The 16,028-nt window shown below is 64.0% G+C and carries 13 protein-coding genes; 4 read left to right on the top strand and 9 right to left on the bottom strand.

The window, feature by feature from the left end; translation table 11 throughout:
• Positions 1-200: 200 nt before the first annotated feature.
• The gene (locus tag RY1_RS25160; protein WP_072806788.1) at positions 201-416 is read left to right on the top strand and encodes a DUF3073 domain-containing protein; all 216 of its coding nucleotides are present in this window, start codon (positions 201-203) and stop codon (positions 414-416) included.
• Between the two features lie 67 nt (positions 417-483).
• Here RY1_RS25160 and purM read toward each other — a convergent pair whose 3' ends face one another.
• Positions 484-1,599: a phosphoribosylformylglycinamidine cyclo-ligase gene (purM, locus tag RY1_RS25155; protein WP_072806787.1), complete on the bottom strand. Its 1,116-nt coding sequence runs from the start codon at positions 1,597-1,599 to the stop codon at positions 484-486.
• 159 nt (positions 1,600-1,758) lie between these two features.
• Between purM and RY1_RS25150 the strand changes: the two genes are divergently transcribed.
• The 3 genes from RY1_RS25150 to asnB all read left to right on the top strand — a co-directional run bounded on the left by RY1_RS25150 (position 1,759) and on the right by asnB (position 5,754).
• Entirely contained in the window at positions 1,759-2,610 is an 852-nt protein-coding gene (locus RY1_RS25150; protein WP_072806786.1) for a helix-turn-helix transcriptional regulator, read from the top strand.
• Between the two features lie 108 nt (positions 2,611-2,718).
• Positions 2,719-3,795, top strand: coding sequence for an ABC transporter substrate-binding protein (locus RY1_RS25145; protein WP_245819943.1), 1,077 nt, complete (start codon positions 2,719-2,721; stop codon positions 3,793-3,795).
• A 141-nt stretch (positions 3,796-3,936) separates the two neighbouring features.
• Positions 3,937-5,754 carry an asparagine synthase (glutamine-hydrolyzing) gene (asnB, locus tag RY1_RS25140; protein ID WP_072806785.1) on the top strand — a complete coding sequence of 606 codons (1,818 nt, stop codon included), beginning with the start codon at positions 3,937-3,939 and terminating at the stop codon, positions 5,752-5,754.
• A gap of 43 nt (positions 5,755-5,797) precedes the next feature.
• Here the strand turns inward: asnB and RY1_RS25135 are convergent, their stop codons facing one another.
• The 8 genes from RY1_RS25135 to RY1_RS25100 all read right to left on the bottom strand — a co-directional run bounded on the left by RY1_RS25135 (position 5,798) and on the right by RY1_RS25100 (position 16,024).
• Positions 5,798-7,396 (bottom strand): ABC transporter ATP-binding protein, encoded by a 1,599-nt coding sequence (locus RY1_RS25135; protein WP_072806784.1) that lies wholly within the window; start codon positions 7,394-7,396, stop codon positions 5,798-5,800.
• Positions 7,393-8,352 carry an ABC transporter permease gene (locus tag RY1_RS25130; protein ID WP_072806783.1) on the bottom strand — a complete coding sequence of 320 codons (960 nt, stop codon included), beginning with the start codon at positions 8,350-8,352 and terminating at the stop codon, positions 7,393-7,395. Before RY1_RS25130 ends, RY1_RS25135 begins: the two co-directional genes overlap by 4 nt.
• Positions 8,352-9,455, bottom strand: a complete 1,104-nt coding sequence (locus RY1_RS25125; RefSeq protein WP_084727837.1) for an ABC transporter permease — start codon at positions 9,453-9,455, stop codon at positions 8,352-8,354. The genes RY1_RS25130 and RY1_RS25125 overlap by 1 nt, the downstream gene beginning before the upstream one ends.
• Before the next feature lie 4 nt (positions 9,456-9,459).
• On the bottom strand, positions 9,460-11,100 hold the full coding sequence (locus tag RY1_RS25120) for an ABC transporter substrate-binding protein (protein ID WP_072806782.1): 1,641 nt from the start codon (positions 11,098-11,100) through the stop codon (positions 9,460-9,462).
• A gap of 123 nt (positions 11,101-11,223) precedes the next feature.
• A complete protein-coding gene (gene purF / locus RY1_RS25115) occupies positions 11,224-12,789 on the bottom strand; it encodes an amidophosphoribosyltransferase (RefSeq protein ID WP_072806781.1) in 1,566 nt (521 codons plus the stop codon).
• Between the two features lie 389 nt (positions 12,790-13,178).
• On the bottom strand, positions 13,179-13,565 hold the full coding sequence (locus RY1_RS25110; RefSeq protein ID WP_072806780.1) for a sterol carrier family protein: 387 nt from the start codon (positions 13,563-13,565) through the stop codon (positions 13,179-13,181).
• Between the two features lie 75 nt (positions 13,566-13,640).
• The gene (locus RY1_RS25105) at positions 13,641-14,228 is read right to left on the bottom strand and encodes a CPBP family intramembrane glutamic endopeptidase (protein WP_072806779.1); all 588 of its coding nucleotides are present in this window, start codon (positions 14,226-14,228) and stop codon (positions 13,641-13,643) included.
• On the bottom strand, positions 14,225-16,024 hold the full coding sequence (locus RY1_RS25100) for an alpha/beta hydrolase (RefSeq protein ID WP_072806778.1): 1,800 nt from the start codon (positions 16,022-16,024) through the stop codon (positions 14,225-14,227). The genes RY1_RS25105 and RY1_RS25100 overlap by 4 nt, the downstream gene beginning before the upstream one ends.
• Positions 16,025-16,028 lie beyond the last annotated feature (4 nt).

Below are 16,028 nucleotides of genomic sequence, written 5' to 3'. Positions count from 1 at the left end.
TCTTACCCTCACTCAGGACATTCGTGCAGGTTGTTGCCCTTTCGGGGCCTGGTGAGATGAACCAGACAACCGCCACACGGACTCCGTATGAGCATCTGAGCCGTTCGCGCGCTAGAGTGTGTGCCAGGAAGAAATACCAAATCTAACGGGGCGCCCAAATTTCCCCAGGCCGCCCCGCAAGTCCGCGAGGGGGCAACGCCATGGGCCGAGGCAGGGCTAAGGCAAAGCAGACAAAGGTCGCTCGTGAGCTCAAGTACAGCTCGCCCACAACGGACTTGGAGAGTCTGCAAAGAGAGCTCTCCGGTGGTTCGTCCAATTCCCACCGTGGCGGTATCACCTCGGGCGGCATCTCTTCTTCCGACGCGGACGGCTATTCCCGCGTCGAAGAAGACGAATACGAGGACTGGCGACGCTGACTAGCGATACACAGAAGTGAGGGGGAGCCGCACCGCGGCTCCCCCTCACCTGCGTGTACGTGCGATCTCAGAACCGCGGGTGGTTGCCCAGCAGCTGTGCGCGCTCGGTCGTCTCCGACTTGTCCGTCGACTTCTTGACGGTGCCCAGAGTCCAGCAGTCGATGTGTCGTGCCGTCAGTACTGCGAGGGCGCGGTCCACATCCTCCGGTGCGACGATGGCGACCATCCCGACGCCCATGTTGAACGTCTGCTCCATCTCGGCGCGCTCCACGCGTCCACGTTGAGCGATCAACGAGAACACCGGGGCCGGACTCCACGTTGCGCGATCCAGTTCGGCAACGAGTCCAGCAGGCATGACGCGGCCGAGGTTGTTGGCGAGTCCGCCGCCGGTGACGTGGCAGAAAGTGCGCACGTCCGTCTCGGCGGCGAGAGCGAGGCAATCCTTGGCGTAGATCTTGGTCGGCTCGAGCAATTCTTCACCGAGTGTCCTGCCGAATTCCTCGACATGGCCGCCGAGATCCATGTGATTGATCTCGAGCAGAACCTTGCGAGCCAGCGAGTAGCCGTTGGAGTGCAGCCCCGACGACCCCATGGCGATGACGACGTCACCGGGTCGCACGCGGTCCGGTCCGAGGACGGCGTCCGCCTCGACGACGCCCACTCCGGTGGCGGACAGGTCGTAGTCACCGTCGGCCATCAGTCCGGGATGCTCTGCGGTCTCGCCACCCAGCAGCGCACAACCGGCGATGATGCAGCCTTCGGCGATGCCCTTGACCAGTTCTGCGACCATCTCGGGCACGACGCGTCCCACGGCGATGTAGTCCTGCAGGAACAGCGGCTCGGCACCGCAGACAACGAGGTCGTCGACGACCATTGCCACCAGGTCGAGTCCGAGGGTGTCGTGCTTGCCGAGCGCCTGGGCGACGGCGATCTTGGTGCCGACACCATCGGTAGAGGCTGCGAGAATCGGCTCCCGGTAGTCGCCCTTGAGTGCGAACAGGCCGGCGAATCCGCCGAGTCCGCCCATGACCTCGGGGCGGCTTGCCTTCTTCGCGAGCGGGGCGAACAGTTCGACCGCCCGGTCACCAGCGGCGATGTCGACACCGGCCGCTGCGTAGGAAGCACCGCCTCTTGCCCGGTCCCCGGTGTCGGTTGCACTGGTTGGTCGGGATTCCTCGGTCATGCGGCTCCAGCCTTGTACTCGTTCTCCGTTGCGCGTATTTACGCGCAATTGCGCTCTAACGGTACCGGAGGGGCATGGCCCCCGGACAATGCGACGGATCAGATCTCCTCGGAATCGGGGTGTAAGGTATGCCTAACTTTCCGATGGAGGTCGTCCGAAGTGCTCTTCCCCGCCCTACGCGACGTCCCTGATGCCGCGCCCTCACCGGTCGAGCGACCATCCTCCCGGCACGGCGATTCGTCTGCGCCGACGGACCGTGTCGTGCCGCCGCCGTTCCATCTCACGACGCACATCGTCGAGACCGATCAGGTCACGCGATGGCCGTCGCACAGGCATGCCGAACACGAACTGATCTGGTCCGATCGCGGGGTGATCAACATGATCATCGACGACAGGTTGTGGACCGTGACCCCCGGAGTCGGACTCTGGATCCCACGCGGCGTTGTTCACGAAGGGCAGGCGAATCCACGCGTCGCGTTTCGTGCGACGCTGTTCACTCCCGAATTGTGGACACCGACGTGGATCGGACCGTGCATCGTCACGTTGACCGACGCCGCGCGCGTGTTGTTGATCCACCTTGCCCACACGGGAATGCCCGCAGAGCAACGGCTTCGGGCGCAGCAGGTGTGCATCGATCTGCTCACTCCGGCCGCTGTCCCGCACTTCGATGTCCCCATCCCCCGCGATCCTCGCCTGCAGATGCTCGTCGACTGCGTGCTGTCGGATCCCGGCGACGACCGATCGCTCGACCAGTGGGCGGATGCTCTCAATCTCAGCCGACGGACCGTCACCCGAATCTTCGCCAACGAGCTGACGATGAGTTTCGTCCAGTGGCGCACGCTGATTCGCATGAGCACCGCACTCGGACTGCTCGGGACGGGCATGCCGGTGAGCAGCGTCAGCCGCCGTGTCGGATACCGAACACCGAGCTCGTTCATCGCCGCATTTCGCAAGACCGTCGGGCACACACCTGGCGCCGCGGGCACGGCCCGAATGGTCGGTGCGAGCTGACCTGTTGGCGACATCCGCTGACCCCTTCGCCGCACACCGTCGATCTACCGTCACTAGCAGCGACCTGACGATTCGGCAGGCGTATCCAGTTGTCGACGAGGAGTGCCCGTGTTCGAGTTGGTCCGCCGTGGAACCCGCACCAGTGGGAGGTCGCGAGTTCTCGTCACGTTGATGCTTGCTGCAGCCCTACCGCTCACTGCGTGCGCACAATCGTCGAACCGGGCCGAGGCGGATACGTCCGCGGCGGCACCGGTCGAGGAAAGTGCGTTCCCGGTCACCGTGCACCACGCCTTCGGCGACACCGTCGTCGAGGCGGAACCGACGCGGATCCTCGCGCTCGACACTGCGGCGGCCGATACCGCAATCGCTCTGGGCGTCACGCCGATTGCGATGCAGAGAAACGACTGGGCAGGTGACGAAGACGGGTTCCTGCCGTGGACGAGAGCCGAGCTCGACCGATCCGGGCAGACGTTGCCCGACATGGCGTCGTTCTACTCGGAGGACGGCGGGTTGATGTTCGAGCAGATACTCTCCGTCGCACCGGATCTGATACTCGCGCCGTATTCCGGCTTCTCCGAGCAGGATTACGAACGCCTCAGCGAGATCGCACCCACGCTGCCCTACGACAGCGAGCCGTACCAACCGAGTTCGTGGCAGAATCTCGCCCACGACGTCGGCACCCTGCTCGGGCGGCCCGCGCGAACCGAAGAACTCGTCCGCGGCACCGAGGACACGATCGCCCAGGCGAAATCCGACCATCCCGAATTCGCAGGCGTCACTTTCGCTTTCGGAAGCTACCTGCGCGAAGGTGAAACCAACGTCGGAATCTACAAGCCGGGCGATCCTCGCGTCCAGTTCGTCGAGAACCTGGGCTTGACGGTTGCGCCGGACGTCGTGACCGGTAGCGAAAAGGCAGGCGGAAGTTCGTTCACGTACAGCGTCAGCCTCGAAGAACTCGACCGTGTCGAGACGGACGTCTTTCTGGGTTGGGCGAGCGAACAGGCCGAGGTGGACGCGACGTTGGATCAGACCCTGTTCGCGAAGTGGCCGGTCGTCGCAGCCGGAAAAGATCTGTGGATCACCGACAACAGGCTCACTTCCGCGACGATGTACGTCAGCATTCTGGCCGCACCATGGGCGACCACCGAGCTCGTTCCCCAGCTCAGCGAGATCGTCTCGTCGTAGATCGCTACGCCGGGCGAGTGCTGATCCGCTGTTCCGTGGATCGCCACTCGCCCGGCGTGCTCTTTTCAGATGTATTTAGTTCGCGTAACGTTCTTGTTGCATCGACTTGTCGGTCGGGGGACCACGATCAAGGGAGGCAACATGTGCGGAATCACCGGATGGGTGTCCTACGGACGCGACCTACGGAACGAAAAAGCAACGCTGCAGGCCATGACGAACACCATGAACAAGCGCGGACCCGACGACGAGGGCCTGTGGACGTCGCAGCACGCGGCATTGGGGCACCGGCGCCTCGCGATCATCGACATCCCGGGTGGGCACCAGCCGATGACGCTGACCAGGCCCGACGACACCGAGGCCGTCATCGTCTACAGCGGAGAGACGTACAACTTCCGTGAACTACGCGGAACTCTGCCGCAGACCTTCACCACCGGCAGTGACACCGAGGTCGTTCTTCATGCTCACGAAGAATGGGGACAAGGAGCCGTCGAACAGCTCAACGGCATGTTCGCGTACGCGCTGTGGGACTCTCGCACCGAAGAGCTTCTGCTCGTCCGCGATCGTCTCGGCGTCAAGCCGCTCTACTACCTGGAAACCGAAGACGGCGTTCTGTTCGGCTCCGAACCCAAAGCGATCCTCGCCAATCCGCTGGCATCGAAGGACGTGAAGATCGAGGGCTTGCGACGACTGCTCGGATTCGTCGCCGATCCGTCGAACGCCGTGTTCGACGGCATGAAGGAAGTTCCTCCCGGCCACGTCGTCCGCGTCACCAAGCAGGGACTGCGGGAGATCAGGTACTGGGGTCTCGACGACCACGAACACACGGACGATCTCGACACCACCGTGTCGACCGTGCGGGAACTGCTGAGCGACACAGCTTCTCGTCAGCTCGTCGCCGACGTTCCGCTGTGCACATTACTGTCCGGCGGGCTCGACTCCTCGGCACTGACGGCGCTCGCCGCCCAGCAGCTCGCCGCAGCAGACAAAGGCGCCGTCCGTTCGTTCGCGGTCGACTTCGTGGGTTACGCGGACAATTTCGTCGCAGACGGGCTTCGCGATGCCCCGGACACTCGATTCGTGCAGGATGTCGCCCAGCACGTGGCTGCCGATCATCGCGACATCGTGCTGAGCAACGACGACCTCCTCGAGCCCGCGCATCGCGCCGCCGTACTCGCAGCCCGCGACTACCCCGGCCTCGGCGACATGGACACCTCGCTCTATCTGCTGTTCAAGGCCGTTCGCGAACAGTCGACCGTCGCGCTGTCGGGCGAATCCGCCGACGAGGTCTTCGGCGGCTACGCCGACTTCCACGATCCGAAGGTCGTTGCGGCGGATACGTTCCCGTGGCTCGCGGGATCCATGGCCCAAGGCCGTGACGCCACGTCTCCGTTCTCCCTCGACGTACAGCGACAACTCGACATGAACGGGTACTACGAGGCTCAGTACCGTCGCGCACTCGCCGAGGTACCCACACGAGACAGCGATGTGGGCCTCGAAGCACGCATGCGCCAGATCTCGTACCTGTACCTGACGCGCTTCCTGCCGCTGCTTCTCGAGCGCAAGGATCGGATGAGCATGGCCGTCGGACTCGAAGTGCGCGTGCCGTTCTGCGACCACCGACTCGTCCAGTACGTGTTCGGCACACCCTGGGCGTTCAAGACGTTCGACGGCCGCGAGAAGAGTCTGCTCCGCGCTGCGACGAAGGACCTGCTGCCACAGTCGGTCGTGCAGCGCGTCAAGAGCCCGTACCCGAGCACCCAGGATCCTCAGTACTCGAAGACGATTCTGCAGGAGCTCGGTTCGGTACTCGACGACTCGAACGCCCCGATCGGCGCCATACTCGACCGCGACGGCGTCGAGAAGATCCTGGGCGCACACGACGACCCACAGGCTCGGCACACCGCCGAGCGAGTCATCGGCATCAACTCGTGGCTCGCCGACCACTCGCTGTCGCTGTAGACGCCGCGGCCCTGTGCACGACATCACGCACAGGGCCGCATCCTCACACGACCGGAATCGCTGCCAGAAGTCGCTTGGTGTAGTCCTCTTCCGGCGACCGGAGAATCTTCCACGGCGTCCCCATTTCGACCAACCCGCCGTCCTTGAGCACCGCCACCTGATGCGACACCCGATCGACGACAGCAAGGTCGTGGCTGATGAACAGGCACGCGAAGCCGAACTCCTGCTGCAGACTCTCGAACAGGTCGAGCACCGTCGCCTGAACCGAGACGTCCAGCGCCGACGTCGGTTCGTCGGCGACGAGCAGGTCCGGCTGCAGGACAAGCGCTCTCGCCAGACTGATGCGTTGACGCTGCCCGCCCGAAAGCTCGTGCGGGTAACGCTTCTCGGTGCCGGGTGGCAGCTGCACCGCGTCGAGCAGTTCCTTCGTTCGTGCCGTCATGTCCGATGCAGTGCCGTACTTGTGCACGACCATGGGCTCGGCGATGCACTGTCCGACGGTCAGGCGCGGGTTGAGCGATGTCGCCGGGTCCTGGAAGACGAACCCGAACCTCTTGCGCAACGGCCGAAGTGCGCGCGGCGACAGACCCGATATTTCCTGGCCCATCACCGTCACGGTTCCGCTGGTCGGTTTCTGCAGCGCCGCAACACATCTACCTATCGTCGACTTTCCCGAACCCGATTCGCCGACGAGTCCCAGTGTTTCGCCTCGGTGGATCCGGAACGACACGGAGTCGACGGCCGTGAATGCCTTGGATCCGACGCCACCCGCGAACTGGACGACGAGATCGGTGACTTCGAGAACCGGTTCGCCTGTCTTGTCGACGAACTTGTCGGATGCTGCGGGTGCCAACGTGGGGACCGCGGCAAGGAGTTTCTTCGTGTACTCCTCTTTCGGACTCTCGAACAGCTCGCGGACGGGAGCCTCCTCGACGACTTTGCCCTGGTTCATCACCACGACTCGGTCCGCGAGGCCCGACACCACTCCCATGCTGTGCGTGATCAGTACGATCGCGCAGCCGAGGCGATCCTTGAGATCTCGCAGCAGGCCGAGGATCTCGGCTTGAACCGTGACGTCCAAGGCAGTCGTCGGTTCGTCTGCGATGATCACCTTGGCTTCGCACGAGATTGCGATGGCGATCATGACCCGCTGCTTCTGCCCACCGGACAGTTCGTGTGGGTAGTAGCCGAATCGCTGCTCCGGACTGGGCAATCCGACCAGCGTCAGCAGCTCGATGGCACGCGCCTTGGCTGCCTTCTTGTCCATCCGTTTGCCGTCGTCGCGGGGGTGTGCGCGTAGCGCCTCGACGATCTGGAAGCCGACGGTGAACAACGGATCCAACGCACTGCCGGGTTCCTGGAACACCATCGAGATCTGCTCGCCCCGAAGCTTTTCCCACGCCTTGTCACCGAGGCCCGTGACCTCGGTACCACCGAGAACGACGCTGCCGGACACTCGCGCGGTATCCGGCAGCAGCCCGATCGCCGAACGAACACTGACGGACTTGCCCGATCCCGACTCCCCGACGACGGCAAGCACTTCGCCGGGTTGCACGTCGAACGAGACCGACTGGACTGCGTCGACGTCACCTCCGTCGGTCGCGAAGGTAACCGACAGCCCGTCCAGAGACAGCGCACTCATGCCTTCACCCTCTTCTTACGGGTACGGAGAAGCGGATTCATGGTCTCGCTTGCGCTTTCGCCGACCATCGTCATGCCGAGAACGATCAGCACGATGCCCAGGCCCGGGAACACCGAAGTCCACCAGATGCCGTTGGAGATGTCCGGTAGTGCCTTGTTGATGTCGTAACCCCATTCCGCCGCCGAGGTCGGTTCGATGCCGAACCCGAGGAATCCGAGACCTGCGAGAGTCAGGATCGCTTCGGCTGCGTTCAACGTGACGATGACCGGCAGTGTCTGCACCACGTTGGAGAGAATGTGCTTGAAGAGAATTCGGAGAGTGCTCGCCCCTGTCACACGGGCTGCGTCGACGTAGGGTTCCGTCTTCACTGCCACCGTCGCATTGCGTACGACGCGGAAGTACTGCGGGACGAAGATGGCCGTGATGGCGATCGCGGCCGAGGCAATACCGCCGAAACTGCTCGATTGTCCACCGGCCACCACGATCGAGATGACCACCGCCAGCAGCAACGACGGAAAGGCGTACATCGCGTCCATGAACAGCACCAGCACGCGGTCGAGCCACCGACCGATGTATCCCGACGCCAATCCGAGCGGCACTCCGATCACGATGGACAGAATCAGAGAACTCGCGATGACCATCAATGCGGTTCGGGCACCGTAGATCACGCGCGAGAGCACATCCTCTCCGCGCACCGAGGTCCCGAACCAATGCTGCGCCGACGGAGCCGCCTGCCGAGCGAACTCGGTGCCGCCGTCACTTGTCTGCGAGAATCCGTACGGCGCCAGTAGCGGTGCGAAGACCGCCGCCAACAAGAACATCGCCATCAGGACGAGCCCGACGATCAGTGTTGCGCGCTGAACACCCGACGTCGATCTGACGAACGCCAGACCGGGGAAACCGCGTCGATGCGGCCGGGCGCTGTCGACCTCGCTCAGTACCACTTCGGTACTCATCAGAACCTCACTCTCGGGTCGATGAGGGCGACGATGGCGTCGGTCACGAAGCTGACGACGGCCACCACGAGCGCCAGGAAGGTGACAATTCCCTGCACTGCCACGAAGTCTCGCGCGCTGAGATAGTGCGCGAGTTCGTACCCGAGCCCCTTCCACTCGAAGGTCGTCTCGGTCAGCACCGCACCGCCGAGCAACGTGGCGATCTGCAACCCCATGACCGTGACGATCGGAATCATCGCGTTGCGGAACGCGTGTCTGAGCGTCACGGTACGACTGCTCACTCCGCGCGCCCGGGCTGCTTCGACGTACCCGGACTGCAAGGTCTGCAGCAGATTGACACGTACGAGCCGGAGAAAGACTCCCGCAGTGAGCAATCCGAGAGCAACCGCCGGAAGAACGGCATGTTTCAGCACATCCCCTGTGTAGGCGGGCTCGCCGTACAGTATCGAATCGATGATCAGGATGTTCGTCTTGGGTGAGACGTTCTGCAGTGCCAGTTCGACATTCGTACTCGCCCGCCCGGCGACCGGAAGCCACCCCAGTTTCACGGCGAACAACAGCTTCAGCAGCATTCCGACGAAGAACACCGGCGCCGCGTACGCCAGGATCGCAAAGATCCGCAGTGACGCGTCGCCGAATCTGTCTCGATGTGTCGCAGCGAAGAATCCGAGCGGCACGCCGACCGTGAACGCGACGAGCAACGCCCAGAACGCGAGTTCCAGTGTGGCAGCGCCATTGACGAGGAGTACGTCGGCGATCTCTCGATTGTCGGTCGCGGACGTACCGAAGTCGCCGGTGAGCAGCCCTCTCAGGTACTCCCAATACTGGGTCAGTATGGGCCGGTCGTATCCGGCTTCGGCCTTACGTTGCGCGATCTGCTCGGCAGGCAATCTGCCACCGAGAGCCGCAGTGATCGGATCGCCGATCACGCGCATGAGAAAGAAGACAACGGTGACGAGAATCCATGCCGTCGGGATGATCAGCAGGAACCTGATTCCGAGGTAGCGGGCGAGCGCGCCGTACCGTGACGGCGCGCTCACCTGCTGCGACGGCTTCTCCGTGCCACTGTCTTCTACCTCGCTGACGGGCGCGGTAGTCGACACCGTGTCAGCCCCGTGCGAGCGGGGTGAAGCGGAACTTGAACGAGCTGTCGAGGGTGTCGTCGACACCGCTGATCTCGTCGGTCGAGACGGCGATCTGCTTGCCTTCCAACAACGGAAGCGTCGGGATGTAGTTCGTGGCGAGCAGTGTCTGAATCTGTTCCAGGATCGCGTTACGGGCTGCCGGATCGGCCGTCGTACGTTCCTGATCCAGCAGCGCGGTGATCTCCGGGCTCTCGAAGTGCGACTGCAGGAAGTTGTCCGGCGCGAAGAACGGCGTCAGGTAATTGTCGGCGTCGGGGAAATCCGGGAACCAGCCGAGCTGGTACACCGGGTAGGCGTCGGCGACTCGTTCCTTGGTGTAGGTCGTCCACTCGGTCGATTGCAGGTTCACGGCGAACAAACCGGTCGCGTCGAGCTGGCTCTTGATCGCCGCGTACTCCTCGGACGAGCTGGAGCCGTAGTGATCCGGGTTGTACTGCAGGTTCAACTGGACCGGCGTGGCAACGCCTGCCGCCGAAAGGAATCCGGCCGCCTCGTCCTTGTTCGGCGTCTCGCCGTACGTGTCGCCGAACGCAGGCGTCGCGCCTTCGAGACTGCCCGGTACGACGGAGTAGAGCGGGGTGTACGTCCCTTTGTAGACGCTGTCGGACAGTGCCTGCCGATCGACCGACGCTGCAATTGCCTTGCGTACGGCCAACTTCTGCTCGGGAGTATCCCCCGGCATGGTGTTCATGTTGAAGACCATGTAGCGGCTCTCACCACCGGGCCCCTCGTGGACCGTCAGCCCGTCGACCGCGTCGAGAGAATCGATGTCGGTCGGGGTGAGCGAACGCCACGCGACGTCGATGGCTTTGTTCTGCATGTCGAGCTTGAGGTTGTCCGAGCTGGTGTAGTACTTGAGCGAGATGTTCGACGTTTCGGGAGCCCCGAGAATGCCCTTGTAATCGCCGTTCGCAGTGAAGCTGACGAGTGCGTTCTTGTCGTAGCTGCCGACCGAATACGGGCCGGCGAAAGGCTTTCCGTCGACGACCGCTGCGTCGTCGAGTACCGCGTCGGCAGGGAAGACCGTCTGGTCGACGATGGGGCCTGCGGGAGTGGCGAGGATCTGCGGGAACGTCTGATCGTCGGGAGTCTTGAGTGTGAATTCGACGGTCGTGGCGTCCGGGGTTGCGATGCTGTCGAGGTTGGTCAGCAGCGATGCGGGACCGTTGGGGTCGTTGATCGCCACGACGCGGTCGAACGAGAACTTCACGCTCTCGCTGGTCAATGCGTTGCCGTTGGCGAAGGTCAGACCGTCCTTCAGCGTGCACGTGTACACCGTGGGTTCGGTGAAATCGCAGCTCTCGGCCACGTCCGGTTCGAGCTCGGAACTGCCGGGGGCGAAGTTCATCAGAAACGGATAGACCTGGTTCATGATCATGAACGAGCCGTTGTCGTACGAGCCTGCTGGATCGATCGACGTGACCTGATCGGTGGTGCCGACGGTGATGGTGTCACCACCACCGTCGGAACCGGACGACGAGCCCTCGTCGGTGCGACCCGAGCCACATGCGGCCAGGGTCAGAACAGCAACGGAAACCGCTGCCACCCCGACGATCTTCTTACCGTGCTTGGAACTGCGACCGTTGCCGGGCGACAGGATCATCTGCGTGCCTCAATCTGTTCGGTTGTGTCCTCGATTGTTCCGGACAGTACCGATCAGCTGTTTCGAATATGTGGCAAACAGGAAACCCGACAAACAATTTTCCGGCGAATTCCGTTACATACTTTACGGTCTGCTGAGTGCGCTCGCGTTGGCGTTGGTCGACCCGACCTTCTGACCTGCAGCCGATGCCAACATACCTTCGAGAACGTGCTTGCCGAGCGCGTTGTCTGCCGGCAACTCGATCGGGTACTCACCCGTGAAACATGCGGTGCACAACCGAGATTCCGGCTGCTCCGATGCCGCGATCATGCCCTCGGTCGAGATGTACCCGAGCGAATCCGCGCCGATCGCCTGACGAACGCCCTCGAGGATGCCGTCCTCGGAGTCGACGCCGTTGGCGATCAACTCTGCCGGTGAGGCGAAGTCGATGCCGTAGAAGCAAGGCCAGCGGACGGGAGGTGATGCGATCCGCACGTGGATCTCGAGTGCGCCCGCCTCGCGCAGCATCCGAATGAGAGCGCGCTGAGTGTTACCTCGAACGATCGAATCGTCCACTACGACGAGACGTTTGCCGCGTATGACCTCTTTGAGAGGGTTGAGCTTGAGCCTGATGCCGAGCTGACGGATCGTCTGCGACGGCTGGATGAACGTGCGCCCCACATAGGCGTTCTTCATCAAGCCCTGGCTGTACGGAATTCCCGATCCTTGCGCGAATCCGACCGCGGCAGGCGTACCCGACTCCGGCACCGGAATGACGAGATCACCTTCGGCGGGATGTTCCTTCGCCAGACGACGGCCGATCTCGACACGAGTGGAGTGAACCGAACGTCCGCCGATGACGCTGTCCGGACGAGCGAGGTAGACGTACTCGAACACACAGCCCTTCGGCTCGGGTGCTGCGAATCGAGAAGAGCGAACACCGTCGGCGTCGATCGCGAGCAGTTCGCCCGGTTCGATGTCACGAACGAACGCTGCGCCCACAATATCGAGAGCCGCGGTCTCGCTGGCGACGACCCAGCCACGATCGAGGCGGCCGAGACACAGCGGGCGTACCCCGTGCGGATCGCGAGCCGCGTACAACGTGTGCTCGTCCATGAACGTCAGGCAGAACGCGCCCTTCAACGTGGGCAGCAATTCCATCGCGGCCTGCTCGATGGTGCAATCTGCGGCCTTGTGCGCCAGCAACGCTGCAACGACGTCAGAATCCGACGTCCCGTTGCCCTGCAGACGGTCACTGATGAGACCTTCCTCACGCGCACGCGTCGCAAGCTCGGCGAAGTTGACCAGGTTGCCGTTGTGGCCGAGCGCGATGCCCGTCCCCGCTTTCGTGGTCCGGAAGATCGGCTGCGCGTTCTCCCAGGTCACCGACCCGCTGGTGGAATAACGGCAGTGCCCGATGGCGACGTGGCCCGGCATCGCGCCGAGCGTCTGCTCGTCGAACACCTGACTGACCAATCCGAGATCCTTGAACACCAGCACCTGCGAGCCGTCGGAAACGGCGATTCCCGCGGCTTCCTGGCCTCGGTGCTGCAGTGCATAGAGTCCGTAATAAGAAAGCTTGGCCACATCCTCCCCAGGGGCCCAGACTCCGAATACGCCGCACTCTTCCCGAGGTTCGTTCTCGGGTTCGTCGACGGGCTTGCCTAGCAGAAGGTTTGGACTTGTCACCGACAGATCGGCTGAGGTCACAGCACTGCTCCCTTGGGGGACGGGGCGGGGGGCATGGCCCAGTCTACGGGCACACGAGTCGAGTCAACGCATCCCGGGCCCGCTGCATTCCCCGGACGACCCGTCCGGCATCCCCCACTCCCCGCGCAAACGCACGTGCATTTGCGGAGAACGACGGGCGCGACCACGCCCCGCACGCAAACGCACGTGCATTTGCGGAGAACGGCGGGCGCGACCACGGCCCCCACGCAAACGCACGTGCATTTGCGGAGAACGACGGGCGCGACCACGCCCCGCACGCAAACGCACGTGCGTTTGCGTGGGTGGGGGCGGGCGTAGGGGTGGGTGGGGGCGGGCGTAGGGGCGGGGTGGGGGCGGGGTGGGGGCGGGCGTAGGGGTGGGGGCTTGGCTCAGGCGCGCAGGATCGGCAACCAGTGCCCGACTTCCCCGGCGCGGCTACCGGACGCCGTGATGGAGCCGTCCTGCAACGCATCGGCGAACGCCCTGACTCCGGTGGCCACCTCCAGCCAGGTACGCGGATCGGTCTCGACGACGTTCGGCGGCGTTCCCCGCGTGTGCCGAGGTCCGGTGATGCACTGGACCGCGACGAACGGTGGCACCCGAACCTCGACGCTCGACCCCGGCGCGACCTGGGCAAGCGTCCGCGCGGTCGTCCGAACGGCGTCGGCGAGAGCGGCGCGCGGAGGCTTCTCGAGGGAGGCGTCGCGCACCCAGTCTACGACGGCCAGCACCGCGGCCCGGACTTGTTCGGGGGTGACGGTCTTGCTCGGAGCCATGCTCGTCAGCCTAGGGCGATGCCGTCATTGCCCGACAGTTGGCTCGGGGTGGCATATCCGGCCCTGCGGATCGAACTATCGGGCACTCACGTTGCGCGCACGAACAGCCAGAACCGCGCCCGACGCGTTCACCCCGTAGTGCAGCAGTGCGGGCGCGAGCACGCTGCCGCTTCGCCGCCGAAGCCACGAGAACAACACCCCGGCCAGGACGGTGCCCAGCACAGTTCCCGGCACCGAATCTCCGGCCGCGCGTGCGGGGTGAATGTGCCACAGGCCGAAGAAGATCGGCGACCGATTCGGTGACACCGAGTCGAACACTCCACGGAATACGAGCTCCTCGCACAGGACGGTGCCCACCGGAATGCGGAACAGCACCCACTCGGCGACGTCGTCGTCGGAGGGTCGCACGCGCTCGGCGAGAGCAGGAATCGCGGCGACGACCACTGATCCGAGTACCGGTACGGCCGCCGCTGCCAGTCCCCACCGGAGCCCGCTGCGCCATCGCGTCAGACCCAGGTCCGACGCCCCCTGCCCACTCACCGCGGCGAGAGTCACGCCGAAGGCACCGTTGACCAGCGCACGAGTACGCGGCGACACGCCGAGGGACGGCACGACAGCTGTGCTCCATGCCGTCGAGACAGCTTCGAGAACGAGGCTTCTCACTTCTCCGGGCCGTCGCGGCCTGCGTACTCGTCCATGACTGCACGCACTTTTTCGGTGTCCGCGTCGGTCCAGCCGTCGGGGGCTGCAACGGCGACCCAGCCATCGAGGACGAGAGTTCCGTAGTTGTGGCCGTGACCGTCGGGAACTCCCGCTGCGTTGGTCAGATCTGCAGCCACCTGCCAGAACGTGACGAACGGAAACCATCGCATGTCGGGCAGTCGGTCGGGTCCCGGTGGCTCGGACAGCCAGTTCGGGCGCTGGAACAGCAGGTCGGGCGACCACCACACCACCGGATCCGAGGCGTGCTGAATGTACAGAATGCGTGGGCTGAGCCACGGTTCGCCATCGGGCGGGATATCGGAAGAATTGTCGGCGAACCGCACCACCAGGCCGTCGGCGTACACGGGCCTGACCTCAGGGCTGCCGGGGTCACGCCTGGTCACGAACTGCGACCACAGGCGATTGGCGTTGGGCGGACCGACCCAGAGGACTCCGTCGACGCTGCCACGGATCTCGGCGAGGCCGTCGAAGGCACCCTCGCCTGCCTGCGTGCCGAGGCTCTCTCCGTAGACGTACAGACGTGGACGTGTCGCTTCGGGCTCCTGAAGCCACCGCTCGCGCACCTTGTCGATGAGTGCCTTGCCCGCGGCGGCAGCCTTGTCACGCTCGGCCAGGAACGAGATCCAACTCGGCAGGTACGAGTACTGGGCCGCGACGGTGGCGACATCGCCGCCGAACATCAACTCCTCGGCCTCGATGGCGGTCGGGTTGACCCACCCGGTCCCCGTCGTCGGTACGACGACGAGGGCCTGCCGCTGGAAAGCGCCCGTGCGTTCGAGTTCGCGCACGACGATGTCGAGTCGCTCGTCCTGTGTGTCCGCCGTCTCGAGTCCGGCATACGCGCGGATCGGTTCGGGTGCAGGACGTCCGAGTCCTGCCGAGATCTCCTCGCCCGTCAATCCGCTCGAGACGAAGTTGCGGCCTTCGAATCCGAGTGAGTCCCACGGCGCCAAGGACTCCGGACTCCCCGACCGCTCGGATCGTGTGGGTTGCACTGCCCCCTCACGGGTTTCGTTGTTCTGCAGGCTGAATGCCGAGTTGGTGACGTCGGACACCGCCCGCAGGAGAACACCCTGCACGAGCGCGACCACCAGGACCACCACGAGAACCACACCGATGACGTTCGCTACCTCGCGCGGCATCTTGACGATCTTGTTGATCTGACGTGCCAGAAATCGGACCAGGTCCCGAAGCACACGCATGCCGGAGATGAAGAGTGCGCCGACGACGATACTCAACGCGCCGGTCCGGAAGTAGCCGGTCGTCGTCGTACCTTCTGCGTCCATCAGTGCAGCGAGTTCACGTTGCCACCCTGCCGACAGGTACAGCATGTACAGCGCAGCGAAGATCGCGATCGGAGTGAGCGAGAACTTGATCCACAGCTCGACCTTGCGCGGCAGCGGCCACCACGACCGGCCTGCCAACAACCATCTACGTGCCGCCCACCCCACCATGACGCCGAAGCCGTATCCGACCGCGGCATTGATGCCGCCGATCAACCCTTGGAACAGCCAATCTCGCGGCAGCAGTGACGGAGTGAGCGACCAACAGAAGAACAGTGCACCGAATGCGATGCCGGTGAAGTCGAGCTTGAGCAGCCCCCACAGCCACATGACGAAGGGATGCTTGTCGGGGGAAGGTACGGAGAATTCGATCGGGATGCGATAGTGCGTGTGTGCACGTTCTACCGTGCTCAGCTCGCTCTCCGACACCTCCGATACCTCACCCCCAGGCATGGAT

Origin of the sequence: Rhodococcus yunnanensis NBRC 103083 (genome assembly GCF_001895005.1) — a bacterium.
GTDB classification, from domain to species: domain Bacteria; phylum Actinomycetota; class Actinomycetes; order Mycobacteriales; family Mycobacteriaceae; genus Rhodococcoides; species Rhodococcoides yunnanense.
The sequence above is the reverse complement of the archived record's forward strand: the minus strand, read 5'-3'. Positions and strand labels throughout refer to the sequence as shown.